The organism is Enterobacter wuhouensis, from assembly GCF_035835995.1.
Lineage (GTDB): Bacteria > Pseudomonadota > Gammaproteobacteria > Enterobacterales > Enterobacteriaceae > Enterobacter > Enterobacter wuhouensis.
The window spans coordinates 2,801,581-2,828,115 of sequence record NZ_CP142124.1 but is presented as its reverse complement, the minus strand read 5'-3'; the positions used below and the strand labels follow the sequence as shown (position 1 = coordinate 2,828,115).

Below are 26,535 nucleotides of genomic sequence, written 5' to 3'. Positions count from 1 at the left end.
TTTATCTGTATGAAAGCTAACGAGTAATTCCTTCGCAGACTTTCTAACAGGGAGCACATCCTGTGCCTCGCCATCAAACATAACACAACACAGCGGGCGGAAGTCCAGCCCTTTTTGCCTGTTTTGTTAAATAATTGTGTATAGCTAACGAAAGTCGCTGCCCGGGCTAAAAGCGAGATTTCATTGACGCTTCTATTTCGTCGAGCAGTTCGAAGCGGCGGCGATATTCGGCGCGCTTTTTACTGGCGATCTCTTCGAGCGACTTGCGCTCCATCTGCAGCGGCAGCTGCCAGCGGAAAGCGGAGAGCTTTTTGCCTTCGATAGAAGCCCAAAATTCATCGTAGCTGGCGTGGAAGTGGCGGCCTTTGCTCAGGCGATAGCGCAGCGCGCGGAAGATGTGCCCTTCATCGCTGACGGCATAAATGGCCTTGATGCCGGAGAGCGTCGCCAGCTGGAACAGGATCTCCATCAGCACGCGCTTGGGGAACAGACCGTGGCAGGCGCGGGTTGCCAGCTTGATCGTATCGCGGGATACGCTGCGGCGCGGGCCCTGCAGGCCACCGATAATCAGAACGGACTGGCCGTTTTCACGCGCGACGCAAAAGGTCAGGCTGGCAAGCAGGGTATTTTCGCTGTCGCGCAGCCACAGCGTGCATTCCCCCTCGCGCTCCGCTTTGCTGGCATTCATGGCGTTGACGTTATAGGTAACGCCATCTTTGGCATGGAACTCAACGATAGACCGCTCTGTCGGGCCGGTTAACGCATTGACCAGATCGGCGTCCTTCAGAGAGTCAATCCACTGGTAGTGGTGAATGATGGCGTCTGCGCGCGCGTTGGCGTTCATGCCACGCATCAAATACTGGCGGTGGGTTTTGCTTGGGAGCGTGATCTGCGACGCCAGCAGCCGATCAAAATCGTCGCGGCGGGAGAGGGCGTCCAGCATACGGTGCGTGGAGGACCAGAAGAGCATCGAGCGTAACCAAAACTTCAGTCGATACTCGCGTTTTTGCCAGATTGGGCCTGGAACGCGTTTCCCTTTCACCAGATCGGAAATGATAGTTGTTCGATGCGCTGATGATACATCGTTTGGCAGGCGCGAATTGGACACGTGAAAACCTCAGATTTTATGCGATGCATATTTTAGGGGGCATGCAAGAGCGGATTAATACATATGAAATCTTTATTTATCCCTAGTTTACTATTTGTTTAACTTTGTAAATAGCACCGCTACGCTGAATTTTTTCTGTAGCCGCTATACTCCAGAGAGGAGGCTTTATGTATCAGCGAATTGATGGCGGGAAGTGGCGTCACGTCTGGGTTGTGAGCGATATACACGGCTGCTACCAGTGGCTTATGGATGAACTCAAGCGCCGGCATTTTAGTCCTTACGAGGATTTGCTTATCTCGGTGGGGGATCTCATCGATCGCGGGCCGGACAGCGTTAAATGCCTTGAGCTAATGAATGAAGCGTGGTTTTGTGCGGTACGCGGAAATCATGAGCAAATGGCGCTCGACAGCCTGCAGGGTAATGACGTTGCCCTCTGGACGATGAACGGCGGAATATGGTTTGCACGCCTTGAGCATGAACAGCAGAAGCGGGCGCGCACCTTACTCGAGGCTTGCCGCAGTTTGCCGCATATTATCGAAATAACCTGCGCTAACGGCCTGAACGTCATCGCGCACGCTGACTATCCTGCCGCTGAATATGAATGGAACAAACCCGTGAGCGCACGCCGCGTACTGTGGGATAGAGACCGGTTAACGGGCTTTATGGCGGGTAAAGGGCAGGGGATTGGCGGAGCTGACCATTTCTGGTTTGGGCATACGCCCGTGGATAAGCGTTATGATTTTGGCAATCTGCACTACATTGATACCGGCGCTGTCTTCGATGGTTACTTTACGCTTGCCCAGCTGCAATAATAAATAACCCGCCTTCGGGCGGGTTCTTTTTAGATCATGCAAGGCGCATGACCCAGGCATCGGTGCTACTATCGTAGTGCTTACGGTATAGAACGGAATGTTCGCCATCAAGAATTGCCGGGACGCTGGTATCGTCGTCCCAGGCATCCAGTTGCATGCACAAATCCGGGTCGGATTTGCAGGGAATACTTAACGTTCGATCGCCCTGTGCTTCGCCGCGCAGTTCTGCGTCGTCGATTTCAAAAGCGCCAATACGCACGCTGGTTTTCGTCATAGTGCTCTCCGGGTTTGGTGTCAAAATCTGGTATGACCAGTATGGCCACCCATTTTTGATCCTAGACAAGGAGCGCGAAAGCGCCAGTAAAAAAGTGCGCTTTTTTCAGTCCGTGCGATCGTTACCGGTAAACAGACGTCCGTCTCTCACCAGCTCGCGCGGGTAGCTGTTTTTTAGCCGCGACCCCACCTTTTTCGCCAGCCCCAGCGGATATCCCTGATACGTCACGATCGCTTCATCCTGCTGCGGCGTGCTTTCAGGGTATACGTCGCGCCCGCGATACCACTCCTCGGCCTCCTGATGCGTCAGGGCAAAAGTGTTTTCGCTTCCGGCCAGGGCTATGACGGCCTCGTGCTGCCAGCGATAGCCTTTGTTGTGAACCTCCGCCAGACGAATACCCAGACGGGAAAAGCGCACTTTGCCAATCAGCGGTTCGATATGGCTCGGGAAAAGCCAGATCTCCTTGTCACGCGTCCAGAGACGCAGGCTGTCGTCCCAGTTCAGGCCAACCTTGCCGGCGGCGGTTTCCGCCTGCGCGGCTTCGCGGCCCTTAAGCGGCGTAAACGGGAACTTGCCCACCCTGAACGTCGGTGCGGGCAGCGGATCGATCGCGCAGGTTTTGCGCAGGCGGGCCACAAAGAATCCTTCGCAATCGTAAATCTGCGGGAAAACGTGCAGGAATCCTTCCGGCGTGACGGCCTCTTTTGCCGTGTCGAAAAGATCGTTCAGAGGCAGGATCTCGACGGCATCCGGATACTGCGCCTTCAGCCACAGGCAGACGTCCTCGTTTTCATCGCGGTTTAGGGTACAGGTTGAATAAACCAGCGTACCGCCAGGCCTCAATGCATGAAACGCGCTGTCGATCAGCTCGCGCTGGGTGGCGGCGATGTCCAGATTACTTTCTGTCGACCAGTTTTTTAACGCATCAGGATCTTTACGCACCACGCCTTCACCCGAGCACGGTGCATCCAGCAGGATTGCGTCAAAGGCTTCCGGCAGGGCGGCGCCAAAGACGCGGCCGTCAAAGTGGGTCAGGGCAACGTTATGTATCCCGCAGCGGCTGATGTTGGCGTGCAGCACCTTGACGCGGCTGGCGGAAAACTCATTGGCGAGGATAGCGCCTCGGTTGCCCATGCGTGCGGCGATCTGCGTGGTTTTCGACCCCGGCGCGGCGGCGACGTCCATCACCCGCTCAGGTGCGTTATCATCCGCAAACAGCGCGGCGACCGGCAGCATGGAGCTGGCTTCCTGAATATAAAACAGTCCGCTCAGGTGTTCGGCGGTGCTGCCCAGCGGCAGGGCGTCGTCGTCTTCACGCTCGATCCAGAAACCCTCTTCACACCAGGGCACCGGCGTGAGCTGCCAGCGATAGGGCGATACCAGCGTCAGAAAATCGGCAACGCTAATCTTCAGCGTGTTAACGCGAATGCTGCGGCGCAACGGCCGCTGACACGCGGCGATAAAATCGTCGAAGGAGAGATGAGAAGGAAGCGCCTCGCGCATTTGCGCCAGGAATTGTTCAGGAAGATATACGGAGTTTTGAGCCACGGGCACACCACAGGGAAAATTTCAGGTGCGCAGTGTAGCATAAAGGCTCCGGCGCGTTTACACCGGAGCCTTGCAGATTAACGCGGCAGGGCGGTTCCCCACTCGCGCCACTCTTTCGGTTCGCTTTCGAGCAGCAGGAAGTGTTTACCCGGCTGCGCCTTCGGCGCCAGCGGCGTACCCGGCGGTGTCGCAAAGGCGATGCCGCCGCGAATGAACTGGTTGAAGGTCCCGGTTTTCACTACCCCTCCGGTCAGGCCGAAGTCCAGCGAATAGCCGGATGCCAGCCAGAACACCGAGTTGTTTCTCACCAGGTGCTGGTAGCGCTCGCTGATGCGCAGCGCCACCATCACGCGGTCTGACAGCGTGCCCAGGTTCAGGCCCGTTACCGTCCCCACTTCGATACCGCGGAACAGCACCGGCGTACCGATGGCCAGGCCACCCGCTTCCGGTACTTCCACCACGATGCTCAGGCCGTCAAGATAGCGTGAGTCAGTGATCGTAGCTTCCTGCAGCTCGAAATCACGGCGTGCGTTGCCGCGTCCCGGCTCGACGTTAATGTACGGCTGCAAAATGGTGTCGAGATGCTCAACGCCTGCGGCAGAAATCTGCGGCGTCACCACCGAGAAACGTGAGCCCGACCGGGCAAAGGTCTGAACGTATTCAGGGTAGAGCACGGCCGTGGCCTGCACTTCGTTGCGCGCCGTGATCAGCGTCAGCTTCTGGATCTGCCCGATATCAATGCCCAGATAGCGAATCGGCATTCCTTCGGCCAGCTTGCCTGCATCGAAAGCGTGCAGGGTAATCTGTCCGCCCACCGCGCGCGCCGCAGTTTCTGACGGGAAGAGGATTCGCTTGTCGCCCTTGCGCATATTGCCGCCCGCGCCGGGCAGATTATCGAAGCTAATTGCGCCGCGCAGCGCACGGGAGAGAGGGGAGGCCTGGACGGTTAGCCCGCTGCCGTTCAGCTGGACCTTCGCGCCGCCTTCCGCCCAGAAAACGCTGTTTGGAGTAAGCAGCTTGCGATATTCCGGCTTGATGTGCAGTTCGATATCAAACGCATCCGCGCGAGGACGCACGGTGATCACTTCGCCCACCTCGAACTTGCGGTAGAGCACGACGGAGCCCGCCTGCACGTCCGGCAGCGTTTCGGCACTTAACGTCAGCGTGGTGGTCGGCAGGTCGCTCAGGCTGTTTTCAATCGCCTTGTCCAGATTGGCATACAGCGGATAGGTGTCGCGCAGCGGGCCTTTGTTGCCTGGCAGGATGCGTATCCCGCCGTTGACCCATTCGCTGGCGCTGGCCCCGAGGAACTCCACGCCGTCCAGACCGACCTTCACGTCGACGCGGCTGTTGACGACAAACTTGCTGTCGCCATGCACCAAATCGCTGTACTGCGGATCGATGGCCGCAGAGAAGGAGACGCCTTTCTCGGACAGCTTGCGATCGAGCACCTGTCCAACCTGCACGCCGTGCAGGATGAGCGGCTGCCCGGCCTCAATCCCGTAACTTTCCGGAGCGGTCAGCGTGACCGTCAGCACGCCGGGTTTTTGCAGAAGTGCTTTATCCGCCGGGGCGATGACGAAATTATTGCTCGGGGGACCTTCGCCTGGAATAAGCTCAAAGGTGCTGCCGGTCAGCAGGCTGCTGATGCTGGCGTCGCTAAGCGAGAGCTTTGGACTGCGCATTTCAATGCGCGTTTTCTCGCGAAGCAGATCCACCACGCTCGGATCGACGGTCATTTCCCCGGTCACAGACCCGCCGGGGTTGAGCGTCATTTTGGTCAACTGGCCGACCTCAAGCCCCTGGTACATCAGCGGGGTTGAACCCGCTTTCAAGCCCTTGGCGCTGGGCAGGGCGAGCTTCACAATCACGCCCCGCTGGCTGTGGGCCAGATCCGCATACAGCCCAAAGGTGTCATCGGCAGTGGCTGGATTTGAGCCTTCAGGCGAATCGAAAGCGATCGCACCGTTGACCAGCGCGGCCAGGCTTTCGAGCTTCACTTTTGCACCGCTCAGGCTCAGGTCGGCATCTACGCCTGAAACGTTCCAGAAGCGGCTGCCTTTCTTAACCAGATTGGTGAAGCGGCGTTCGATCAGCACGTCGATGGTGACACCCTGTTTATTCGGGTTAATTGCGTAGTCATAGACGCGGCCAACCGGGATCTTGCGGAAATAGACCAGCGATCCGCTGTTCAGAGAGCCAAGGTCGGGCGCCTGCAGGTGGATCATCAAATCGCCGTTGTTCAGCCGGTATTTAGGTTGCGTATCCAGGGCGACAAAGTGATCCTGCGGTTCACCTTTGCCCGGCATCATGCCGATGTAGTTACCGCCCACGAGCGCGTCTAGTCCGGAGACACCGGCCAGAGAGGCTTTAGGCGTCACCAGCCAGAACTGCGTTTCGCTGCGCAGGGCATCCTGCATGTCAGATTTAATGCTGACGCGCACCTGAATTTTGTTAAGCCCTTTTCCAAGGGAGATGTCCTGGACCGTACCCACTTCAACCCCCTGGAAGCGAACCGGGGTTCGCCCGGCGACGATGCCGTCGGCGGTCTGGAAATCAATGGTGACGGTACTTCCGCGATCTTCATAGCTCGTCCAGATAAGCCAGCCTGCAATCATCAGCGCGATGACAGGCAGCAACCAGAATGGCGAAATGCGGCGTTTTGTTTTAATTCTCGCTTCAGTCGGCGAAGCGGGCGTTTCCTGACTCATGTGCATCCCAAAGTAAGCGGCTATCCAGCCATTCCACAGCAAGAATAGTCAATATCACCGCAGAGCCGAAATAAAAAGCCGCGGGTCCCATTGTAAAAGCAAGTAACTGGTCGCGGTTAATCAGCGACATCATCAATGAAATGACGAACAGATCCAACATCGACCAGCGGCCAATCCAGGTAACGAATCTCAAGAGCAGAATGCGGGTGCGTAAGCCCTGCTCGCATTTAAAGTGAATGCTGATAAGCAGGGTAAACATCACCACCACTTTCGTAAACGGCACCAGGATACTGGCGATAAAGACAATTGCGGCTACCCCGATGTTACTGTGTCCGAGGGAGATGATCCCGGAAAGGATAGTATCTTCCTGACGCGCACCATTCACGTAAATTATGGAAATCGGCAGTACGTTGGCAGGGATCAGGAACACCAGCGAAGCAATCAGCGCCGCCCAGCACTTTTGCAGGCTGTTATTGCGTCGGTGCCTTAGTGGGATATGGCAGCGCGGGCAGCGGCCGCGGGCATCCGGCAGCCCGGTATAATGACATCCCAGACAGACCCGCAGGTTTTCATTCGGACGCGTGGCAGGGCGCTGCGGGTAAAATCGTTCCCATAGCTGTTCCACATTGAGATGGATCAGGGTGAGAATGCTTAATAATACCAACGATATAAAGGCGAAAAGGCCAATGCCGGGCTGTAAAAACGCGTAGTCCTGCACCTTGATTGACGCGACGCCTACGCCTACCAGATAGATGTCCAGCATGACCCACTCTTTCAGCTTGTCCAGCATCAGCAGGACGGGGCGCAGGTTCATTCCGAGAATGTTGCCAAACCACAGATAGGCTATCGCGGCGACCAGCACCAGCGGCGCGCCGACGGTGCAGAACAGCACCATTGCGGCCGTTAGGGGATCCCCCTGACGCGTCATTTGCCAGATGCCCTGCAAAACGTTGGCATCAATACGTACCCCCAGCAGGTAGAGCTTTAGCAACGGCTCGCTCCACGCAAACGGCATAAGCAGAAGCATGGTGACCGCCATAGCGGCGAGCCGGGTTAATGACCAGTCGCGCCCGTCGCGGATTTTTGCATCGCAGCAGGGACAAAAGGCACTTTGATGCGATTTCATCTTCGGCAACATAAAAAGCGTATCGCACTGAGGGCAACGCTGATAATGTGCACGCGGCAGGGCTTCACTTACCGTATGGATGGTGATTTTTTTGGTCGGCGTAATGTGGTTTGTTTTTAAGGCCATCAGCTGCGCATAGATAAGTATTGTTAGAAGTTATAATAACTCATGATCTGATTCATCTTGAGCATGAGCGCATTTAATGCTTATTTTAATAGGCTATGCGGTAATTTTGTAAGACAACTAAGTGATTGAAGAATGAACAAAACAGAATTCTACGCGGATCTCAACCGCGATTTTAAGGCATTGATGGCGGGTGAAACCAGCTTCTTAGCCACTCTGGCAAATACTAGCGCATTACTGTTTGAGCGTCTGTCCGACGTGAACTGGGCCGGTTTTTATCTTCTTGAAGGCGAAACGCTGGTGTTAGGGCCCTTCCAGGGCAAACTCGCCTGCGTGCGTATCCCCGTTGGGCGCGGCGTGTGCGGTACTGCCGTTGCAACCAATGAAGTCCAGCGCGTGGAAGACGTGCACGCATTCGACGGGCACATTGCCTGCGATGCGGCCAGTAATTCTGAGATCGTTCTTCCGCTGGTGGTGAAAAATCAGATTATTGGCGTTCTGGATATCGACAGTACGGTCTTCAGCCGCTTTACGGCAGAGGACGAACACGGGTTGCGCGAGCTGGTGTCTAACCTTGAAAGCGTGCTGACAGTAACCGATTATCACAAATTCTTTGCGAGCGTCGCAGGATAATCAACGGATAACGTAGCATTTACTGATAGCGTCATTATAATGTCGCCTGTTCATGCCTGCGCTTGTTGGCAACGTCCGTTGTAATCAGGAAATTTCATGGAAAATCAACCTAAGTTGAATAGCAGTAAAGAAGTTATCGCATTTCTGGCCGAGCGTTTCCCGCAGTGCTTTAGCGCTGAAGGCGAAGCTCGTCCCCTGAAAGTCGGTATTTTTCAGGATTTGGTGGCGCGCGTTGAGGGGGAAATGAACCTCAGCAAAACTCAGCTTCGCTCCGCCTTACGTCTTTATACTTCAAGCTGGCGCTACCTGTACGGTATTAAAGCCGGTGCAACCCGTGTCGATCTCGACGGTAACCCTTGTGGTGAACTCGACGAGCAGCACGTTGAGCACGCGCGCAAACAGCTTGAAGAAGCCAAAGCACGCGTTCAGGCACAGCGTGCCGAACAGCAAGCGAAAAAACGTGAAGCCGCTGCGGCAAACGGCCAGGAAGACGCGCCTCGTCGCGAGCGCAAGCCACGTCCTGCACCGCGCCGTAACGAGAATAACGATCGTAAACCGCGTGCTGACAAACCAGCAGCAGCTAAAGCCCCTCGCGCACCTCGTGAAGAGCCGCGCCACACCCCAGTGTCCGACATCAATGCGCTGAGCGTTGGTCAGGCTCTGAAGGTCAAAGCGGGTAACAACGCAATGGATGCCACCGTAATGGAAATCACCAAAGATGGCGTTCGTGTACAGCTGACTTCTGGTATGTCAATGATTGTACGCGCAGAACACTTGTTGTTCTGAAACGGAGGCCAAGCCTGGCATGAACACTTTTTTTAAGCTCACCGCGCTGGCGGGTCTGTTTGCTATAACAGGCCACGCTTTCGCAGTGGACGATATCACGCGTGTTGATCAAATTCCGGTACTCAAGGAAGAGACACAGCACGCGACGGTGAGTGAGCGCGTGACGTCGCGCTTCACTCGTTCGCACTATCGTCAGTTCGATCTCGATCAGGCCTTCTCGGCCAAAATCTTTGACCGCTATCTGAACTTGCTGGATTACAGCCATAACGTACTGCTCGCCAGCGATGTCGAGCAGTTCGCAAAACGCAAATCCGATGTGGGTGATGAGCTACGATCCGGCAAGCTGGACCTGTTCTACGACCTGTATAACCTGTCGCAAAAACGCCGTTTTGAACGTTACCAGTATGCGCTGAAGGTCCTGGAACGTCCGATGGACTTTACCGGCAACGACACCTTTAATCTGGACCGCAGTAAAGCGCCCTGGCCGAAAGATGAAGCCGAGCTGAATGCGCTGTGGGACGGAAAAGTTAAGTATGACGAACTGAGCCTTAAGCTGACGGGCAAAGACGAAAAAGAGATCCGTGACACGCTCACCCGCCGTTACAAATTTGCTATTCGTCGTCTGGCGCAGACAAACAGTGAAGATGTCTTCTCACTCGCAATGACAGCGTTTGCTCACGAAATCGACCCACACACCAACTATCTCTCCCCGCGTAACACCGAACAGTTCAATACTGAGATGAGCCTCTCTCTTGAAGGTATCGGCGCGGTGCTGCAGATGGACGATGACTACACGATCATCAACTCGATGGTTGCAGGTGGCCCGGCGTCGAAAAGCAAGGCCATCAGCGTCGGCGACCGCATTGTGGGCGTAGGTCAAACCGGACAGAACATGGTCGATGTGATCGGCTGGCGTCTGGACGATGTGGTTGCGCTGATTAAAGGCCCGAAAGGCAGCAAGGTTCGCCTGGAGATCCTGCCCGCAGGCAAAGGCACCAAAACCCGTATTGTTACCCTGACGCGTGAGCGTATCCGCCTGGAAGACCGCGCGGTGAAAATGTCGGTGAAAACCGTGGGTAAAGAGAAGGTCGGTGTGCTTGATATTCCTGGCTTCTACGTTGGTTTGACTGACGATGTCAAAGTGCAGCTTCAAAAGCTTGAGAAACAGAACGTCAGCAGCGTAATTATCGATCTGCGCAGCAATGGCGGCGGGGCGTTGACCGAAGCGGTTTCCCTGTCTGGCCTGTTTATCCCGTCTGGCCCGGTGGTTCAGGTGCGCGATAACAACGGCAAAGTGCGCGAAGATGCTGATACCGACGGCGTGGTCTATTACAAAGGCCCGCTGGTGGTCTTAGTCGATCGTTTCAGTGCGTCTGCGTCTGAAATCTTTGCCGCAGCAATGCAGGACTATGGCCGCGCGCTGATCGTCGGTGAACCGACGTTCGGTAAAGGGACCGTCCAGCAGTACCGTTCTCTGAACCGAATCTACGACCAGATGCTGCGTCCGGAATGGCCTGCCCTGGGCTCTGTCCAGTACACCATTCAGAAATTCTACCGCGTGAATGGCGGCAGTACGCAGCGTAAAGGCGTGACGCCGGACATCATGATGCCAACCGGCACGGAAGAGACGGAAACGGGCGAGAAGTTTGAAGATAACGCGCTGCCGTGGGATAGCATCAATGCCGCGACCTACGTGAAAGCGGGTGATATGAAGCAGTTTGGTCCTGAATTGCTGAAAGACCATAACGATCGCATCGCGAAAGATCCGGAATTCCAGTACATCATGAAGGACATTGCGCGTTTCAATGCCCTGAAAGAAAAACGGAATATCGTCTCTCTTAACTACGCTCAGCGTGAGAAAGAGAATAACGAAGACGACGCAACGCGTCTGGCGCGTGTCAACGACCGCTTCAAACGCGAAGGTAAGCCTCTGCTCAAGAAACTGGACGATCTGCCAAAAGATTACCAGGAGCCGGATCCGTACCTGGACGAGACGGTGCATATTGCCCTCGACCTGGCGAATCTCGAAAAAGATAAGCCTGCCGTACAGCCCGCTCCGGCAAAATAATCTCTCAACAGGCACAAGAAATTGTGCCTGTTTTTTTTAGTTCTGCCTCCTCCCGTCAATCAGACTTTCAATTGTGTAAAGTTGTGTCTTTCTGGTGACTTACGCACCTTGAATCCTTGAAAATAACCACAATACCCATACGATGTGGGTAATCGCATAGTGCGCTTTGTTAAACTGAGGTTAAAAGAAAATTATGATGCGAATCGCGCTCTTCCTGCTCACCAACCTTGCGGTGATGGTGGTATTCGGGCTTGTGCTAAGCCTGACGGGAATTCAGTCGAGCAGCGTTCAGGGTCTGTTGATTATGGCGCTGCTGTTTGGTTTTGGTGGCTCGTTCATTTCACTGCTGATGTCGAAATGGATGGCGCTTAAATCAGTTGGCGGTGAAGTTATTGAACAGCCGCGTAACGATATGGAACGCTGGCTGATGAATACGGTGGCTCAGCAATCCCAGCAGGCCGGGATCGCCATGCCGCAGGTCGCCATTTACCATGCGCCGGACATCAACGCCTTCGCGACCGGTGCGCGTCGTGACGCGTCTCTGGTTGCCGTCAGCACCGGTCTGCTGCAGAACATGAGCCGTGACGAAGCCGAAGCGGTTATCGCTCACGAAATCAGCCATATCGCCAATGGTGACATGGTGACCATGACCCTGATCCAGGGCGTGGTGAACACCTTCGTTATCTTCATTTCCCGAATTCTGGCGCAGATTGCGGCAGGATTTATGAGCGGTAACCGTGACGAAGGCGAAGAGAGCAACGGTAACCCGCTGATCTACTTCGCGGTGTCGATGGTGCTGGAGCTGGTGTTTGGTATTCTGGCAAGCATCATCACCATGTGGTTCTCCCGTCACCGTGAATTCCACGCTGACGCGGGCTCTGCGAAACTGGTTGGTCGTGAGAAGATGATCGCCGCGCTGCAGCGTCTGAAAACCAGCTACGAACCGCAGGAAGCGAGCAGCATGATGGCCTTCTGCATCAACGGTAAGTCGAAATCGCTGAGCGAGCTGTTCATGTCTCACCCGCCGCTGGATAAACGTATCGAAGCGCTGCGCAGTGGGGAATACCTGAAGTAACGCTTCAACTAACAGCAAGGCCGGGCAGAATAAACGCTGCCCGGCTTTTTTTATGCCTGCGCGCGGGGCTGGGTGACGCGCAGCCCGCTGACGATCGCGGCGAGGGTTGCGAGCGTTCCCGCAGTCAGGAGCGCAACGTGATTGCCGTTTTGCCCCGCGAGGTTAAACATCAGCGCGACAAGTGCAGCACCGGTGCTTTGCCCGAGCAGGCGCGCCGTCCCCAGCATGCCGCTGGCACCGCCGCTGCGGTTGCGCGGCGCGGAGGTAATGATGGTGTGGTTATTCGGGGACTGGAACAGGCCGAATCCCGCCCCGCACAGCATCATGCGCCAGATAATATCCAAATCCGTGGGTGAGGACGGAAGCAATGCCAGTGCAAAAAGCCCGGTCGCCATCACGATCAGCCCCAGTGCCCCCAGCAGTCCAGCATGTACCCGCTCAATTAAATAGCCTGCCAGCGGGGCCATGACCATCGTCGCCAGCGGCCAGGGCGTTAACAGCAGCCCGGTTTCAACCTCTGAACGACCTATTACGCTTTGCAGGAAGAAGGGCAGGGATACCAGCGCCAGCATCTGGGCGCAGAACGAGCTGATGGACGTACAAATAGAAAGTGAGAAGAGAGGAATACGCAGTAAATCAACGGGTAGCAGCGGCACGGGCAAGGAGAGCTGGCGGCGCACAAAGATGAAGCCAATGACCAGCAGCGCGACAAGCTCAGCCCCGGTAAGCAGAAGAGACTGGCCCTGCGCAAAGCCGCTCAGGGCGGTGATCAGCAGGCCAAACGTCAGGGCATTCATCACCGCGCTCGGCAGGTCAAAGCGCGGCATCGCGCTTTTAGAGCCGTTTGCCGGCAAATAGCGAAGAGCAAAGAAGATCGCCACGATACCCAGCGGAACGTTGATGGCAAACAGCCATTGCCATGACGCAACCGAGAGAATGGCCGCAGCAATTGTTGGCCCGGCGGCTGAAGAGACGGCCACAATAAAGGAGTTAATCCCCATCCCCCGGCCAAGCTGGCGCTGCGGATAAATTAAGCGGATCAGTGCAGTGTTGACGCTCATTAGCGCTGCACCGCCAAATCCTTGCAAAATGCGGGCAACCGTCAGCGTATGCAGGGAGTCTGATAGGGCGCAGAAAAGCGAGGTTAAGGTAAATACAGCCAGCCCGCACTGGTAGACCCGGCGGTAGCCAAACATGTCGCCCAAAAAAGAGAGGGACAGGAGGGAAACGACAATGGCGATCTGGTAAGCATTCACGATCCAGATAGAACTGGCGGGTGAAGCATGAAGGTCGCTGGCGATGGTTGGCAGGGCAACGTTGGCGATAGCGCCGTCCAGAACGGCCATTGAAATGCCGATAACGATCGTAGCGATAGCGCCGTAACGCTGGGGTAACGGCAGGCCATCGGTAAGGTTTTTTTCCATGCTGGGTGAAATGCTCAAGGTGAAATTATTCTCAGGGTAACTATTTTAGCATCGTTAATTCGGTTTTATGTCGCAGATTTGTAACGAAGTAAACGAGGATTGATTGCAGGCAGCATGGCGGGAAATTATAATAAAAACCGGTTCTGATTTTTATAAAACACTCTCCATGAGGTGATAAATGGCAATTGCAGATTTGGATAAGCAGCCAGATTCTGTTTCTTCCGTGCTGAAGGTGTTTGGCATCTTACAGGCGCTCGGGGAAGAGCGTGAAATTGGTATTACAGAGTTATCGCAGCGTGTGATGATGTCAAAGAGCACCGTTTATCGCTTTTTGCAGACCATGAAGTCGTTGGGTTACGTTGCGCAGGAAGGGGAGTCCGAAAAATACTCTCTGACGTTGAAACTCTTCGAATTAGGTGCCCGTGCACTGCAAAACGTCGACCTGATCCGCAGCGCCGATATTCAGATGCGCGAACTTTCTCGCCTGACCAAAGAGACGGTCCACCTGGGCGCGCTGGATGAAGACAGCATTGTTTACATTCATAAAATTGACTCGATGTATAACCTGCGTATGTACTCGCGCATCGGTCGTCGCAACCCGCTGTACAGCACCGCTATTGGTAAGGTTCTGCTGGCATGGCGTGACCGTGAAGAAGTCGAACAGATCCTCGAAGGCGTAGAGTACAAGCGCAGCACCGAGCGCACCATTACCAGCACCGAGGAGTTGTTAACGGTTCTCGATAAGGTGCGCGAGCAGGGATATGGTGAAGACAACGAAGAGCAGGAAGAAGGCCTTCGCTGCATCGGCGTTCCCGTGTTCGACCGTTTTGGCGTTGTGATCGCGGGGCTGAGTATTTCATTCCCGACGCTGCGCTTCTCCGAGGAGCGCCTGCACGAGTATGTTGCTATTCTCCATACCGCCGCGCGTAAAATTTCTGAGCAGATGGGCTACAACGATTATCCGTTCTAAACCCTGTTAAGAAAAAAAACGCCGCAATCGTTGCGGCGTTTTTTGTTAATCAGAAACAGTGCCGGTCAGCCATTATCTACCACGACGGACGTTTTACGCAGTACCGGACAGTTGGTTAACCCAATGATGCCGCTATCGGAATGCAGGTACTGGGCGGTACTGGTGCCTTGTGCGGTTAGATATTTACACTGGATACCTAATCCAGCGGCATTTTCAGTGCTTCCCACAAGCACGCCGTATCCGGTTAAAAGAAGGCCAATCCAGACGATAGCCAGAGCAAGAATAGTGCGAATAATTAAGCGCATCAGTGCCTCTTTATCTTTGTTGTCATGCAGATAAGCGTAAACGGTTTACCCTGTGAAACAAGTGCATGATTCTGAAAAGAGCGTGATGAAGTTACAGTTAGTCCTTGTTTAAGATAACCGTGGTAACCTGGACTCATCAGGTCTTAAGACGGAGTGTGGAGTGAAAAAAATACGCTGGGTAATTCTGGTTATTGTACTGATAGCATGCGTAGTGCTGTGGACGCAGACTATCAACGTGATGTGCGACCAGGATGTACAGTTTTTTAGCGGCGTTTGCGCAATTAATAAGTTTATCCCGTGGTAACAGCCATTTTTTCTCAATCTGATTTCCTTCCTTCACGCCAGTGGTAAAATAGACGTTTTTATTGAGGTGGTGAAATGGGTGAGTTAATGAGTTCAGGGCTGCTGAATATGGCATCTCTGGTAATCTCTTTCGTTGTTCTGATCGTGGGATTAGTGGTCTGGTTTTTCGTTAATCGCGCCAGCTCTCGTACTAACGAACAAATCGAACTTCTGGAAGCATTGCTCGATCAGCAAAAGCGCCAAACGGCGCTGCTGCGTCGCCTGTGTGAGGCGAACGAGCCGGAAGTGAAAGACGTGCAGAAAGAAAGTGTCGCTGAAGACAAAGACGACGAGGACGATTTTATCCGTCTGGTGGCAGAGCGTTAATTTGTCGCGCAGGGGAGGTGGCTGTGGTCTGGAAAAATCCTTGGTATAACCCCTCCCTTAAGCACCACACGCCAGAGGGCTTTCGTAACACCGATCCGGTAGGGCATGAGGCCGGTGACGTCGAGCGGTGGCGAAAGGCACGAAAGGCCGCAGGCTTGCCTAAACCTCCGGCAGTTGGTTATGACGAATTCATCCGTCAGTGGTGGCAGCCTGCCGATCTGAATCAACCGTCAGAAGATGGCGTATGGTGGCTGGGTCATGCCAGCGTCCTGCTGCAAATGGATGGCAACACGCTGCTCATCGATCCCGTCTTTTCCCGTCGCGCGTCCCCGCTTCCATTTTTAGGGCCAAAGCGTAAAACACCACCCGCACTTTCCATCGAGCAGCTTGAACGACTCGATGCTGTCGTTATTTCCCATAACCATTACGATCATCTGGATGCCGCGACCGTTAATCGGATACTGAAGCGCTTCCCGGACGTGTCTCTGTTTGTGCCGTTAGGTCTGGCTGACTGGTTTCGCCGTCGGGGAGCAAGGCAGATCGTTGAGCTCGACTGGTGGCAGAGTTTCATCTGGCACGGTATGGCGCTTACCGCCGTACCGGCGCAGCACTGGAGCATGCGTTCGCCGTGGGATCGTAATCGCTCTCTCTGGTGCGGCTGGGTCTTTGAAGGGCGGCAACATCGTTTCTGGTTCAGCGGCGACACGGGCTATACCCCTGAACTGTTACGCATTCCTGAACGTCTTGGTAAAATTGATGCTGCGGCCTTGCCGGTCGGTGCCTATGCACCAAGATGGTTCATGGCAGTACATCATATGGACCCGCAGTACGCTGTGGCGCTGTGGCAGCAGCTGGGAAGCCCGCTGGCTTTTCCTGTCCACTGGGGCGTCTTTGAGCTGGCAGATGAGTCCCTTGACGAGCCTGTTCTGGAGCTGGCGAAGGCGATTGATAATTTAGCGGTAGTTAATAATTCATTTAGAATACTGAAAATTGGTGAATATTTATCCTTCTAAACGAACCGTAAGTTTCTTGCATATATTGTGTATTTGAACTACTCGCGGATGTTTTATTTTTATCGAAACGTTTTGCTTGCCTTCTTTTGAGGCAAAGTCATAAAAATTTCATTATTTTGGTGCATAACGCTATTAATTGATTGGCTATTTTTAATGCAATTTGACGGCCACCGTTAACAACGAATAGGGTGGGCTTCTTTGCAACTGTGTTACATTGATTTCAGCATAAGTTTTCAGAAAATGTTCTAACTCAATCATTATGCTGAGGAAACTTTTCGTCGGCTCTGGACGCTCTGAAGTTATTGAGCTAAGGTAAAAAAGTCTTAGATTACAGCGCTTGCAACAGTAAGGCTGGGGCTGTGTAGAGGAGTAACGCTGACCATGAGCTTTGCGCATAATTGTGCGGATTGCTACAGGCCAGTGTCTGAATTTGTGCGGCGGATCGAGACACGTTTAAAAATGGCTTGCCATATTTAACGTTGTATGTGATAACACGTTTTGGGTCAAACGAGGTACAGTTCTGTTTATGTGTGGCATTTTCAGTAAAGAAGTCCTGAGTAAAAACGTTGTCGTTGAATACCGCTTCTCTGCCGAACCTTATATTAGTGCCTCATGCAGTAATGTCTCAGTTTTATCTAGGTCAATGCCTGCGGGCTAAGAAAACACTCTAAGGAATTTTGCAAATGGCAAAGATTAAAGGTCAAGTTAAGTGGTTCAACGAGTCTAAAGGTTTTGGTTTCATTACTCCTGCTGACGGCAGCAAAGACGTGTTCGTACACTTCTCTGCAATCCAGGGTAACGGCTTCAAAACTCTGGCTGAAGGCCAGAACGTTGAGTTCGAAATTCAGGACGGCCAGAAAGGCCCAGCTGCAGTTAACGTTACTGCTATCTGATCGAACCACTGCTGACTGAGGTGCTTTGCACTTCGATCTCAGACATAAAGCCTCGCGTATCGCGGGGCTTTTTTATTGCCTTATCTTTCAAAATATTACTATTCCCAGCCTTGTTAGTAACTTGTTGCAAAGCTACGAGGTTATTAGCATTGTTTTCTCTCCGCTACACCGCTTTTTCCCGTTAAATCAGGGCGTTGTTTAACAGTCCTGGGGTTCAGGTGAAAAAGAAAATGATAACTGCCGCCGGTAATTTCACCCCGGCGCGCTTTGCTTTGCTGTGTTTTGCCATTTTTTGTAGTCTGGCATTTTTATTGGGTCGGGTTGCCTGGCTGCAAATCATCAAACCTGACAACCTTGTTAAACAAGAAGATATGCGTTCGTTACGAGAGGTCGCAATTGATGCCCCGCGCGGAATGATCGTAGACCGTGAAGGGCGACCGCTGGCGGTAAGCGTGCCCGTCCGGGCCGTCTGGGCCGATCCTAAAACGGTACTGGCAAAAGGCGGCGTTGGGTTTGACGATCGCTGGCAGGCCCTGGCGAACGCGCTTCATCTTTCGCTCAGCACGTTGTCATCGCGAATAAACAGTAATCCCCAGGGACGATTCATATACCTCGCCCGCCAGGTCGATCCTTCCCAGGCCCAGTGGATCGATAAGCTTAACTTGCCCGGCATTAATTTACGCGATGAGTCGCGCCGCTTCTATCCGGCGGGTCACGTGGCGGCCAATCTGATTGGTTTTACCAATATCGATGGGCAAGGGATTGAAGGTGTTGAAAAAAGTTTCAATTCTCAGCTGATGGGCAAGCCCGGCGTCCGGCAGGTGAGGGAAGATCGCTACGGGCGCGTGGTCGAGAACCTGACGGAGGTTTCCCCGGTTCCAGCGCATAATATTCAGCTGAGTATTGATGAACGCCTGCAAACCATCACCGAGGATGCGCTTGATAATGCGGTAGCCTGGAATAAGGCCGACTCCGGGGCCTCGGTGCTCATCAATATTCAGACGGGCGAAATTCTTGCGATGGCGAGCTATCCGGACTTTAACCCGAATAATCGAGAAGGGGCGACGTTAAACGATTTTCGCAATCGTGCCATTAGCGATACCTTCGAACCGGGTTCTACCGTTAAACCGCTGGTGCTAATGACGGCGCTTCAGCAGGGGCTGGTTCAGCCCGATAGCGTGATTGATACCCATCCTTACACGCTCGATGGGCACCGTATACGCGATGTGGGCTATTATCCGGAACTGACGATGACCGGCATCCTGCAGAAGTCGAGCGACACGGGCGTCTCCCGCCTGTCGCTTGCCATGCCGATTCAGCACCTTATTGATACCTATCGTAACTTTGGCTTCGGAACCAATACCGGGCTTGGCCTAACGGGTGAAAGCTCCGGGCTGTTACCCCAGCGTAAATTCTGGAGTCAGCTCGACAGGGCGACCTTTGCCTTTGGCTATGGCCTGATGGTGACGCCGCTGCAGCTGGCGCATGTTTACGCGACTATCGGTGGCTATGGGCTTGAACGTCCTCTCTCGATCACCCGCATCGACCCGCCGGTGATCGGCAAGCGGGTCATGCCGGAAGAGATTGCCCACGAGGTCGAGCACATGATGGAAAGCGTGGCGCTGCCGGGCGGGGGAGGAATTAAGGCTGCGGTACGTGATTACCGCGTGGCGGTGAAAACCGGCACGGCGAAGAAAATTGATGATAGCGGGAAATATGTTGATAAATACGTCGCCTACACCGCAGGCGTTGCCCCGGCCAGCGATCCGCGATTCGCGCTGGTGGTGGTGATTAACGATCCGCAAAACGGCGCTTATTACGGTGGCGCCGTTTCCGCACCCGTTTTTAGCGAGATAATGGGTAATGTACTGCGTCTGGAAAACGTCAAGCCGGATGGCTTAACGGCTGACTCAAGCCACCTTATTGTGATGCGTTAACCCTGGCGTTTATAAGCGGGGCGAATAGCGGTACACTTCGCCCTTTGGTTTATGCTTCGGAGTTGCCATGTCCTTCAGTTGTCCCCTTTGCCACGCGCGGCTGGCGCGTACTGAGAAAAGTTTCGCCTGTCCGCAGGGGCATCGGTTTGATATGGCGAAAGAAGGGTATGTGAATCTTCTGCCCGTGCAGCATAAGCGTTCCCGCGATCCGGGCGACAGCGCCGAGATGATGCAGGCGCGTCGGGCGTTTCTCGATGCAGGTCATTATCAGCCCCTGAGGGATACGGTTGCGAATTTGCTGCGCGAGAACCTGGCTGAAAGCGCGTCCGCCATGCTGGACATCGGCTGCGGTGAGGGATACTACACGGCTGCCTTTGCGGAAGTGGCGCGCGAAAAGGGCGCACGGACATACGGCCTGGACGTGGCGAAAGTAGCCATCCGCGCGGCGGCGAAACGTTATTCTACGGTGATATTCTGCGTGGCCTCCAGCCACAGGCTGCCGTTTGATGATGCCACCATGGACGCCGTCGTGCGTATCTATGCCCCGTGTAAAGCAGAGGAGCTGGCCCGAGTGGTTAAACCCGGCGGATGGGTTATCACCGTCACGCCTGGCCCGCGCCATCTGATGGAGCTGAAGGGGTTAATCTACGACGAAGTGCGTCTGCATGCGCCGCACTCTGAGCAGTTGCCTGGATTTGCGCTCAAGCAGGAACAGTCCGTGGCCTATGACATGAACCTGAAAGGGGATGAAGCGGTGGCGCTGCTGCAAATGACGCCGTTTGCATGGCGTGCAAAACCTGAGGTGTGGGAAACGCTCGCGGCTGAATCAGAATTCCGCTGCCAGACGGATTTTAGTCTCCACTGCTGGCAGCGCGAGGATTAACCGGCGAAGTGTGCCCAGAGGATTTGGGCACCAATGCCAATCAATACAATACCGCCCAGGATTTCGGCCCGCTTGCCCAACAGTGGGCCGATGAAGCGACCAACCATCATCCCCAGCGTTGACATGATTAGCGTTGCGCAGCCGATCGCCAGCGCGGTGGCAATGATATTGACCTGCAGGAAGGCCAGACCGACGCCGACGGCCATTGCATCGAGGCTGGTCGCAATGGCCGTGGTGACCAATAGCCAGAAGCCGTGGCGGTGCAGCGGCGCTTCATCTTCATCACAATTCCCGCGAAAACCTTCAATCACCATTCGTCCACCGAGGAACACCAGCAGGATGAACGCGATCCAGTGGTTCCACTCCAGCACGAATTGACTGGCAAGCATGCCAAGACCCCAGCCCAGTAGCGGCGTCAGCGTTTCGATCGCGCCAAAAATGAGGCCGGTGCGGAGGGCTTCGGAGAATTTGGGTTTATGTAGCGTGGCGCCTTTTCCGATGGAGGCAGCAAACGCGTCCATGGACATGCCAAATGCGAGAAGGATCGTAGCGGAGATATTCATAACAGCGTCCAGACCGGGGATATCCATATGACACATCACTGCCCCCAGTAAACAGCAGTTGATGTATCTATGGTCTCGCCTGATCGCTCTGCACACAAAGGTGCTGAAAACGATCCGTACGTGCCACGTTTTTCAACGAGTATGTTGACACGTACATTTCCTGCAGAGAGGAAATCGGCTACTCCCCAACGACGGGCGCAACCTTAACATATTTTGAGAATATAAAACAACAACAGAGAAGTATTATTCTATTAACTAGTTGATAACGATTTTCATTTAGATTTATTCGTAAATATAAGGTTAAAAATACGTGGTAATTAAAAGAGCGTGGATATAGCTCTGGCTATATTGGATGCGGAGAAATAACACAATATATAGCCAGTGCTATAAATTCAACTCATTGAGTTTTAAGGAGTAATTTGTAAATTTTTTCCAGGTCATCAATATTCTTAACCCGAACCAGCAGGCGGCGCTGCTCTAATTGCATAACAAGAACGCCATCTTCCGATAAATTCATCTCTTTAATGCGGTTATATTCTATCCATACATTCGCGAAGAAAAATCCATGGCTTTTGAAAATGATCTTCGGCGTGCGGATCCAGAACAGATAAATCGCCATTAATGCCAGCGCACATAATAACCATGTGGTTAATATTGCACCGTGGCTGGTGACATTATTGTAAATCAGGATGATGATAAGGCCGGCGAAGATAAACGCATCAACGCGTCCGCGTCGCAAAAGGGGAAGGGAGAGCCGCGTTTCGCCGTGACGGCGGGGCATAATGAACTCGTCATAGATCGCGTAAGCCAGAAGGGAAGCAATAAACAAAACCAGTACGATGTCCGTGACAGTCATTCATCCTCCAGATAAAAAAGACCGGGGGCAAGCCCCCGGTCGATAACGCAATGTCTTACAGGCCCAGCAGGCCGACCGCGTAACCCGCGATGCCGATGACGAAGAAGCCAACGATAATCCACAGCGGGTTAACTTTCTTACGCAGCAGCCACATGCAGGCGAAGGTTAACAGCAGCGGAACCAGACCCGGCATCAGCTGATCGAGGATGGTTTGCACGGTGGTCACGCGAGTCTGACCATCCTGACCGGTGATGGTCGAGACCACCAGCGGGATGTTCACGTGCGTCCACTTGTTAACCAGCGCCCCCATGACAAACAGGCCGAGGATTGACGCCCCCTCGGTCAGTTTCTGCAGGAAGCCGCCGCCCATATCTTGAACGATATCAACACCCTTTTTGTACCCGTACGCCACGCCGTAATAACGGGTCAGCAGACGCACCGCATTGAACAGGATGAAGAACAGCAGAGGGCCGAGCAGGCTGCCGCTCATGGCGATACCCGCGCCCAGCGCCGCAAAGACCGGACGTACGGTACCCCAGAAAATAGGGTCACCCACGCCCGCCAGCGGCCCCATCAGACCGACTTTGATACCGTTGATGGCACCATCGTCAATCTCTGCGCCGTTTGCACGCTGCTCTTCCATCGCCAGCGTCACGCCCAGAACCGGAGCCGCGACGTACGGATGAGTGTTAAAGAATTCCAGGTGACGCTTGATCGCCTGACGACGTGCTTCGTTGTTTTCCGGATACAGGCGTTTGATCGCCGGAACCATGGAGAAACAGAAGCCCAGCGCCTGCATACGTTCAAAGTTCCATGAACCCTGGAACAGGTTAGAACGAATGAACACGCCACGAATATCACCCGGAGTGAGTTTTTTCTCAGTGGTAGTTTTTGTCATATCAACCATTTCGCTCACCTGCTAGTCCAGTTCGTTATCGAGATCGTTATTACCAGCAGCCTGCGCTGGGGCACCCGCTACGCGGTTATATTTCGGGCTGAGCTGGATGTAGAGAATCGCCATGACCGCACCAATCACGCCCAGAGCAACCAGGTTGAAGTTGGTGAACGCAGCGGTAACGAAGCCGAGGTAGAAGAACGGCATCAGGTAGCCTGCACGCATCATGTTGATGACCATCGCGTAACCGACCACCACGATCATGCCGCCCGCGATGTTCAGACCGCCGGTAACCACCTCAGGGATGGCGTTGAGCATGCTCTGGACTTCACTGGTACCGACAGAAATCGCAACGATAACCGCCGGGATAGCGATACGCATCGCCTGCAGGAACAGGGACGAAACGTGTATCCAGGACAGCGCCGTCAGGTTGCCGTTTTCGGCCGCCTTATCCGCCGCGTGCTGGAACGCAACGGTGATGGTACGTACGATGATGGTCAGTACCTGGCCTGCTGCTGCCAGCGGGATAGCCAGGGCGATACCCGCACCGATACTTTGATGACCGGCAATAACCAGAACGGTCGAGATAATGGACGCCAGCGCGGCATCAGGCGCAACGGCTGCACCGATGTTCATCCAGCCGAGGGCGATCATTTCCAGGGTACCACCGATGATGATACCGGTTTTCATATCACCGAGAACCGCACCAATCAACGTACAGGCCACCAGAGGGCGGTGGAACTGAAATTCATCAAGTACGGATTCCATACCCGCAATACATGCGACGACGAACACCAGCACAATCTGAAGAGTGGTAATCTCCATTGTACTTCTCCTATTACATAATCTTTATGTGAAAAACCGGCGCGGGCTTATTTCCCAACTTTGCCGATCAAATCCATCATTTTCAGTTTTTGATCCGTGGAAACCTTACGGGCTTCCAGCTCAATACCGCGCGCATTCAGCTTGTTGAATGCCTCGATATCTTTTTCATCGACTGAAATTGCGTTGTTGACCTGCGTTTTGCCCTGACGGAATGCCATGCCGCCAATGTTAACGGAGGTGATTTTCACGCCGCCTTCAACAATACGTTCGACGTCTGTCGGGTTAGTGAACAGGAGCATCACGCGCTCGCCCGCATATTTCGGGTTGTTATACACGCGGATCATCTTGGCAACGTCCACCACGTGTGCTGTTACGCCCGGAGGGGCAACCTGAGTCAGAAGGGTACTACGCACCTTATCGGCGGCAACGTCGTCACTGACGACAATGATGCGCTTAACGTTCGTCTCTTTGGTCCAGCGTGTTGCCACCTGGCCGTGGATCAGACGGTCATCAATACGGGCAAGGCCGATAACCATATAATCGTTCGGGCCCATGGGTTTTGCCGGTGCAGCGGCTTTTGGCGCTGCGACGGCAGGTGCTGGCTTCTCAACCGGCTGTGCTTTCAGCGCCTTCACACCTTCGCGGCCGGTCTCAACGGCCAGTGCTACCAGCTCATCGAAGCCAGGGTTGTCGTCGCGGGCCATGAAGGTTTCCACCAGCATTGGGATATTGACCCCCGCGACAACTTCGTAATGCTCTTTATCGACGACAATGCGGCTGGCAGCATTGAACGGGCTGCCTCCCCATGTATCCACGAGAAACAGCACGCCTTTGCTGGTATCCAGCTTCTCAAGCTGAGCGTTGTATTTCTCAATCAGCGTTTCGGCATTTTCACCGGGAACGAAATCGATCCAGCCGACGTTTTCCTGCTCGCCCAATAGCATCTCTGCTGTCTTGAGTAACTGCTCTGCAGCCCAACCATGTGTGCCTATGACAATAGCAATGGTCACTTGCTACCTCCTTTTATTATCGTTAATACGTCTGCCAGGCAGTCGTACTGAGAATCGTATTGGCGTACCGAATCGATTCAGATAAGGGTTAGAGTGAAAAAATCTAAGACTTCCGCGAATTATTTTAGACAGTGAAAAAATAATTTATGTGATGAAGATCCGTAATTTAGCTACGCTTTGCAGAATTTTCTGTAAGGTAAAACACGTGTGTTACAGAAGTTTGCAAAGGAACGTAAATCTTTGCTAAAAAGCTATTGTCTCTGATATGTTTAGCCTCCGTTTAATTGTTCAGGAGTATAGGGCTAAAGCCCACTATATGGACCGTCACCGACGTCAGTCATCTACCAGGCCATTTCGCGCCTTTTTCACCGGCGATCCTCGCCACGCACCGACTCATTTAGCCTCTGATTTGCCCAATGTGATTGCGGCACCGTTTGGTCATTCCTTTAGCAGGAGCTTGTCATGGAATTCTTAATGGACCCGTCAATCTGGGTAGGATTGCTTACGCTGGTAGTACTTGAGATTGTTCTCGGTATCGACAACCTGGTGTTTATTGCCATCCTTGCGGATAAACTTCCGCCAAAACAACGTGATAAAGCGCGTTTGATCGGCCTCTCGCTGGCGCTGATCATGCGACTGGGCTTGCTGTCCGTAATTTCGTGGATGGTCACGCTGACCAAACCGCTCTTCTCCGTCATGGATTACACCTTCTCCGGCCGCGATTTGATCATGCTGATCGGGGGGATATTCCTGCTCTTTAAAGCGACAACGGAGCTACACGAGCGGCTGGAAAACCGTCAGCACGATGACGGCCACGGTAAGGGCTACGCCAGCTTCTGGGTCGTTGTCCTGCAGATTGTGGTGCTAGACGCCGTATTCTCGCTGGACGCGGTGATCACGGCAGTGGGTATGGTGAACCATCTTCCGGTGATGATGGCGGCTGTTGTCATTGCGATGGCGGTTATGCTGCTGGCCTCGAAGCCGCTGACGCGTTTCGTCAACCAGCACCCGACGGTCGTTGTGCTGTGTCTGAGCTTCCTGCTGATGATTGGCCTCAGCCTGGTGGCGGAAGGCTTTGGCTTCCATATTCCGAAAGGCTACCTGTACGCCGCGATTGGCTTCTCGATTCTGATCGAACTGTTCAACCAGATTGCGCGCCGTAACTTTATCAAGCAGCAGTCTAATCAGCCGCTGCGTGCCCGTACCGCAGATGCGATTTTGCGTTTGATGGGCGGTCGCCGTCAGGTGAACGTGCAGTCCGATACCGAAAACCGTAATCCGGTTCCTGTGCCTGAAGGCGCGTTTGTGGAAGAAGAGCGCTACATGATTAACGGCGTGCTGTCGCTGGCCTCCCGCTCCCTGCGCGGCATCATGACCCCGCGCGGCGAAATCAGCTGGGTAGATGCTAACCTGAGCGTCGACGAAATTCGCCTGCAGCTGCTCTCTTCACCGCACAGCCTGTTCCCGGTCTGCCGCGGCGAGCTGGATGAAATCATCGGCGTGGTGCGCGCGAAAGAGATGCTCGTGGCGCTGGAAGAGGGCGAAAACGTAGAGGCGATTGCCGCCGCATCGCCTGCAATCGTGGTACCGGAAACGCTGGACCCGATTAATCTCCTGGGCGTACTGCGCCGTGCTCGCGGCAGCTTTGTTATCGTAACCAACGAGTTTGGCGTGGTGCAGGGGCTCGTTACGCCGCTGGACGTGCTGGAAGCGATTGCCGGTGAGTTCCCGGATGCGGACGAAACGCCGGAAATCGTGGCCGACGGTGATGGCTGGCTGGTGAAGGGAGCCACCGACCTGCATGCGCTTTCACATACGCTGGGGCTGGAAAACGTCATCAACGATGAAGAAGACATTGCCACCGTTGCCGGTCTGGTGATTTCCGTTAACGGTCAAATCCCGCGCGTCGGGGACGTTATCGAGCTGCCGCCGCTGCACATTACGATCGTCGAAGCCAACGACTACCGCGTTGATATGGTGCGTATTGTTAAAGAGCAATCAACGCATGACGAAGACGAATAAGCGTTG

25 protein-coding genes, 1 pseudogene and 1 riboswitch are annotated in these 26,535 nt (G+C 54.1%); of the genes and pseudogenes, 14 read left to right on the top strand and 12 right to left on the bottom strand.

Going from position 1 to position 26,535, the window contains the following annotated elements:
* Positions 1-166: 166 nt before the first annotated feature.
* Positions 167-1,108, bottom strand: a complete 942-nt coding sequence (locus tag VPX56_RS13610) for a VirK/YbjX family protein (RefSeq protein ID WP_326466978.1) — start codon at positions 1,106-1,108, stop codon at positions 167-169.
* Between the two features lie 167 nt (positions 1,109-1,275).
* Between VPX56_RS13610 and pphA the strand changes: the two genes are divergently transcribed.
* Positions 1,276-1,920, top strand: coding sequence for a protein-serine/threonine phosphatase (gene pphA / locus VPX56_RS13605; RefSeq protein ID WP_326466976.1), 645 nt, complete (start codon positions 1,276-1,278; stop codon positions 1,918-1,920).
* A 34-nt stretch (positions 1,921-1,954) separates the two neighbouring features.
* Here the strand turns inward: pphA and VPX56_RS13600 are convergent, their stop codons facing one another.
* The 4 genes from VPX56_RS13600 to yebS form a co-directional block, all read right to left on the bottom strand.
* The gene (locus VPX56_RS13600) at positions 1,955-2,194 is read right to left on the bottom strand and encodes a YebV family protein (RefSeq protein WP_131632285.1); all 240 of its coding nucleotides are present in this window, start codon (positions 2,192-2,194) and stop codon (positions 1,955-1,957) included.
* Positions 2,195-2,299: 105 nt separating this feature from the next.
* On the bottom strand, positions 2,300-3,742 hold the full coding sequence (gene rsmF, locus VPX56_RS13595; protein ID WP_326466973.1) for a 16S rRNA (cytosine(1407)-C(5))-methyltransferase RsmF: 1,443 nt from the start codon (positions 3,740-3,742) through the stop codon (positions 2,300-2,302).
* Positions 3,743-3,819: 77 nt separating this feature from the next.
* Entirely contained in the window at positions 3,820-6,453 is a 2,634-nt protein-coding gene (locus VPX56_RS13590) for a PqiB family protein (protein WP_326466971.1), read from the bottom strand.
* A complete protein-coding gene (yebS, locus tag VPX56_RS13585) occupies positions 6,422-7,705 on the bottom strand; it encodes a membrane integrity lipid transport subunit YebS (RefSeq protein WP_131632288.1) in 1,284 nt (427 codons plus the stop codon). The genes VPX56_RS13590 and yebS overlap by 32 nt, the downstream gene beginning before the upstream one ends.
* Before the next feature lie 132 nt (positions 7,706-7,837).
* Here yebS and VPX56_RS13580 point away from each other — a divergent pair, with 132 nt between their 5' ends.
* The 4 genes from VPX56_RS13580 (at position 7,838) to htpX (ending at position 12,264) form a co-directional block, all read left to right on the top strand.
* Positions 7,838-8,335 (top strand): GAF domain-containing protein, encoded by a 498-nt coding sequence (locus tag VPX56_RS13580; RefSeq protein ID WP_131632289.1) that lies wholly within the window; start codon positions 7,838-7,840, stop codon positions 8,333-8,335.
* A gap of 96 nt (positions 8,336-8,431) precedes the next feature.
* Positions 8,432-9,121 carry an RNA chaperone ProQ gene (gene proQ, locus VPX56_RS13575; RefSeq protein ID WP_131632290.1) on the top strand — a complete coding sequence of 230 codons (690 nt, stop codon included), beginning with the start codon at positions 8,432-8,434 and terminating at the stop codon, positions 9,119-9,121.
* Positions 9,122-9,140: 19 nt separating this feature from the next.
* Positions 9,141-11,189, top strand: coding sequence for a carboxy terminal-processing peptidase (gene prc / locus VPX56_RS13570; RefSeq protein ID WP_131632291.1), 2,049 nt, complete (start codon positions 9,141-9,143; stop codon positions 11,187-11,189).
* A gap of 193 nt (positions 11,190-11,382) precedes the next feature.
* Positions 11,383-12,264 (top strand): protease HtpX, encoded by an 882-nt coding sequence (htpX, locus tag VPX56_RS13565; protein WP_131632292.1) that lies wholly within the window; start codon positions 11,383-11,385, stop codon positions 12,262-12,264.
* A 50-nt stretch (positions 12,265-12,314) separates the two neighbouring features.
* On the opposite strand, the gene VPX56_RS13560 is transcribed toward htpX, so the two are convergent.
* A complete protein-coding gene (locus tag VPX56_RS13560; protein WP_326466963.1) occupies positions 12,315-13,688 on the bottom strand; it encodes an MFS transporter in 1,374 nt (457 codons plus the stop codon).
* A gap of 178 nt (positions 13,689-13,866) precedes the next feature.
* Here VPX56_RS13560 and kdgR point away from each other — a divergent pair, with 178 nt between their 5' ends.
* Positions 13,867-14,658, top strand: coding sequence for a DNA-binding transcriptional regulator KdgR (gene kdgR / locus VPX56_RS13555; protein ID WP_131632294.1), 792 nt, complete (start codon positions 13,867-13,869; stop codon positions 14,656-14,658).
* 65 nt (positions 14,659-14,723) lie between these two features.
* Here kdgR and VPX56_RS13550 read toward each other — a convergent pair whose 3' ends face one another.
* The gene (locus tag VPX56_RS13550) at positions 14,724-14,963 is read right to left on the bottom strand and encodes a YobH family protein (protein ID WP_131632295.1); all 240 of its coding nucleotides are present in this window, start codon (positions 14,961-14,963) and stop codon (positions 14,724-14,726) included.
* A 160-nt stretch (positions 14,964-15,123) separates the two neighbouring features.
* Here VPX56_RS13550 and mgrB point away from each other — a divergent pair, with 160 nt between their 5' ends.
* The 7 genes and pseudogenes from mgrB to rlmA all read left to right on the top strand — a co-directional run bounded on the left by mgrB (position 15,124) and on the right by rlmA (position 20,358).
* A complete protein-coding gene (gene mgrB, locus VPX56_RS13545) occupies positions 15,124-15,267 on the top strand; it encodes a PhoP/PhoQ regulatory lipoprotein MgrB (protein ID WP_013096124.1) in 144 nt (47 codons plus the stop codon).
* 74 nt (positions 15,268-15,341) lie between these two features.
* Positions 15,342-15,632, top strand: coding sequence for a YebO family protein (locus VPX56_RS13540; protein ID WP_131632296.1), 291 nt, complete (start codon positions 15,342-15,344; stop codon positions 15,630-15,632).
* 23 nt (positions 15,633-15,655) lie between these two features.
* The gene (locus VPX56_RS13535; RefSeq protein WP_326466958.1) at positions 15,656-16,645 is read left to right on the top strand and encodes an MBL fold metallo-hydrolase; all 990 of its coding nucleotides are present in this window, start codon (positions 15,656-15,658) and stop codon (positions 16,643-16,645) included.
* 526 nt (positions 16,646-17,171) lie between these two features.
* Positions 17,172-17,316: pseudogene (locus tag VPX56_RS13530) on the top strand (DUF2627 domain-containing protein).
* A gap of 12 nt (positions 17,317-17,328) precedes the next feature.
* A complete protein-coding gene (gene cspE / locus VPX56_RS13525) occupies positions 17,329-17,538 on the top strand; it encodes a transcription antiterminator/RNA stability regulator CspE (RefSeq protein WP_001062678.1) in 210 nt (69 codons plus the stop codon).
* A 230-nt stretch (positions 17,539-17,768) separates the two neighbouring features.
* The gene (ftsI, locus tag VPX56_RS13520) at positions 17,769-19,475 is read left to right on the top strand and encodes a peptidoglycan glycosyltransferase FtsI (RefSeq protein ID WP_326472059.1); all 1,707 of its coding nucleotides are present in this window, start codon (positions 17,769-17,771) and stop codon (positions 19,473-19,475) included.
* A gap of 67 nt (positions 19,476-19,542) precedes the next feature.
* Complete coding sequence (gene rlmA, locus VPX56_RS13515) at positions 19,543-20,358, top strand: 23S rRNA (guanine(745)-N(1))-methyltransferase (RefSeq protein ID WP_326466956.1); 816 nt, start codon at positions 19,543-19,545, stop codon at positions 20,356-20,358.
* Here rlmA and mntP read toward each other — a convergent pair.
* The 5 genes from mntP to manX form a co-directional block, all read right to left on the bottom strand.
* Positions 20,355-20,921: a manganese efflux pump MntP gene (gene mntP, locus VPX56_RS13510; RefSeq protein WP_131632299.1), complete on the bottom strand. Its 567-nt coding sequence runs from the start codon at positions 20,919-20,921 to the stop codon at positions 20,355-20,357. The two genes, rlmA and mntP, sit on opposite strands and share 4 nt — an antisense overlap.
* A 10-nt stretch (positions 20,922-20,931) precedes the next feature.
* A riboswitch (yybP-ykoY riboswitch) is annotated at positions 20,932-21,120 on the bottom strand.
* A 198-nt stretch (positions 21,121-21,318) separates the two neighbouring features.
* Positions 21,319-21,777 carry a DUF986 family protein gene (locus VPX56_RS13505; protein WP_326466953.1) on the bottom strand — a complete coding sequence of 153 codons (459 nt, stop codon included), beginning with the start codon at positions 21,775-21,777 and terminating at the stop codon, positions 21,319-21,321.
* Between the two features lie 55 nt (positions 21,778-21,832).
* A complete protein-coding gene (locus tag VPX56_RS13500; protein WP_263610104.1) occupies positions 21,833-22,684 on the bottom strand; it encodes a PTS mannose transporter subunit IID in 852 nt (283 codons plus the stop codon).
* Between the two features lie 12 nt (positions 22,685-22,696).
* A complete protein-coding gene (manY, locus tag VPX56_RS13495; RefSeq protein WP_008500490.1) occupies positions 22,697-23,497 on the bottom strand; it encodes a PTS mannose transporter subunit IIC in 801 nt (266 codons plus the stop codon).
* Between the two features lie 47 nt (positions 23,498-23,544).
* Positions 23,545-24,507, bottom strand: coding sequence for a PTS mannose transporter subunit IIAB (gene manX, locus VPX56_RS13490; RefSeq protein ID WP_263610103.1), 963 nt, complete (start codon positions 24,505-24,507; stop codon positions 23,545-23,547).
* Positions 24,508-24,969: 462 nt separating this feature from the next.
* Here manX and yoaE point away from each other — a divergent pair, with 462 nt between their 5' ends.
* Positions 24,970-26,529 (top strand): CNNM family cation transport protein YoaE, encoded by a 1,560-nt coding sequence (gene yoaE / locus VPX56_RS13485; RefSeq protein WP_326466950.1) that lies wholly within the window; start codon positions 24,970-24,972, stop codon positions 26,527-26,529.
* Positions 26,530-26,535: the final 6 nt, after the last annotated feature.

Bases quoted from the DNA above. Each gene is read 5' to 3' on its own strand.
- pphA (WP_326466976.1), top strand. From the start codon at position 1,276: ATGTATCAGCGAATTGATGGCGGGAAGTGGCGTCACGTCTGGGTTGTG.
- VPX56_RS13600 (WP_131632285.1), bottom strand. From the start codon at position 2,194: ATGACGAAAACCAGCGTGCGTATTGGCGCTTTTGAAATCGACGACGCA.
- VPX56_RS13590 (WP_326466971.1), bottom strand. From the start codon at position 6,453: ATGAGTCAGGAAACGCCCGCTTCGCCGACTGAAGCGAGAATTAAAACA.
- yebS (WP_131632288.1), bottom strand. From the start codon at position 7,705: ATGGCCTTAAAAACAAACCACATTACGCCGACCAAAAAAATCACCATC.
- VPX56_RS13580 (WP_131632289.1), top strand. From the start codon at position 7,838: ATGAACAAAACAGAATTCTACGCGGATCTCAACCGCGATTTTAAGGCA.
- proQ (WP_131632290.1), top strand. From the start codon at position 8,432: ATGGAAAATCAACCTAAGTTGAATAGCAGTAAAGAAGTTATCGCATTT.
- prc (WP_131632291.1), top strand. From the start codon at position 9,141: ATGAACACTTTTTTTAAGCTCACCGCGCTGGCGGGTCTGTTTGCTATA.
- htpX (WP_131632292.1), top strand. From the start codon at position 11,383: ATGATGCGAATCGCGCTCTTCCTGCTCACCAACCTTGCGGTGATGGTG.
- VPX56_RS13560 (WP_326466963.1), bottom strand. From the start codon at position 13,688: ATGGAAAAAAACCTTACCGATGGCCTGCCGTTACCCCAGCGTTACGGC.
- kdgR (WP_131632294.1), top strand. From the start codon at position 13,867: ATGGCAATTGCAGATTTGGATAAGCAGCCAGATTCTGTTTCTTCCGTG.
- VPX56_RS13550 (WP_131632295.1), bottom strand. From the start codon at position 14,963: ATGCGCTTAATTATTCGCACTATTCTTGCTCTGGCTATCGTCTGGATT.
- VPX56_RS13540 (WP_131632296.1), top strand. From the start codon at position 15,342: ATGGGTGAGTTAATGAGTTCAGGGCTGCTGAATATGGCATCTCTGGTA.
- cspE (WP_001062678.1), top strand. From the start codon at position 17,329: ATGGCAAAGATTAAAGGTCAAGTTAAGTGGTTCAACGAGTCTAAAGGT.
- ftsI (WP_326472059.1), top strand. From the start codon at position 17,769: ATGATAACTGCCGCCGGTAATTTCACCCCGGCGCGCTTTGCTTTGCTG.
- rlmA (WP_326466956.1), top strand. From the start codon at position 19,543: ATGTCCTTCAGTTGTCCCCTTTGCCACGCGCGGCTGGCGCGTACTGAG.
- mntP (WP_131632299.1), bottom strand. From the start codon at position 20,921: ATGAATATCTCCGCTACGATCCTTCTCGCATTTGGCATGTCCATGGAC.
- VPX56_RS13505 (WP_326466953.1), bottom strand. From the start codon at position 21,777: ATGACTGTCACGGACATCGTACTGGTTTTGTTTATTGCTTCCCTTCTG.
- VPX56_RS13500 (WP_263610104.1), bottom strand. From the start codon at position 22,684: ATGGTTGATATGACAAAAACTACCACTGAGAAAAAACTCACTCCGGGT.
- manY (WP_008500490.1), bottom strand. From the start codon at position 23,497: ATGGAGATTACCACTCTTCAGATTGTGCTGGTGTTCGTCGTCGCATGT.
- yoaE (WP_326466950.1), top strand. From the start codon at position 24,970: ATGGAATTCTTAATGGACCCGTCAATCTGGGTAGGATTGCTTACGCTG.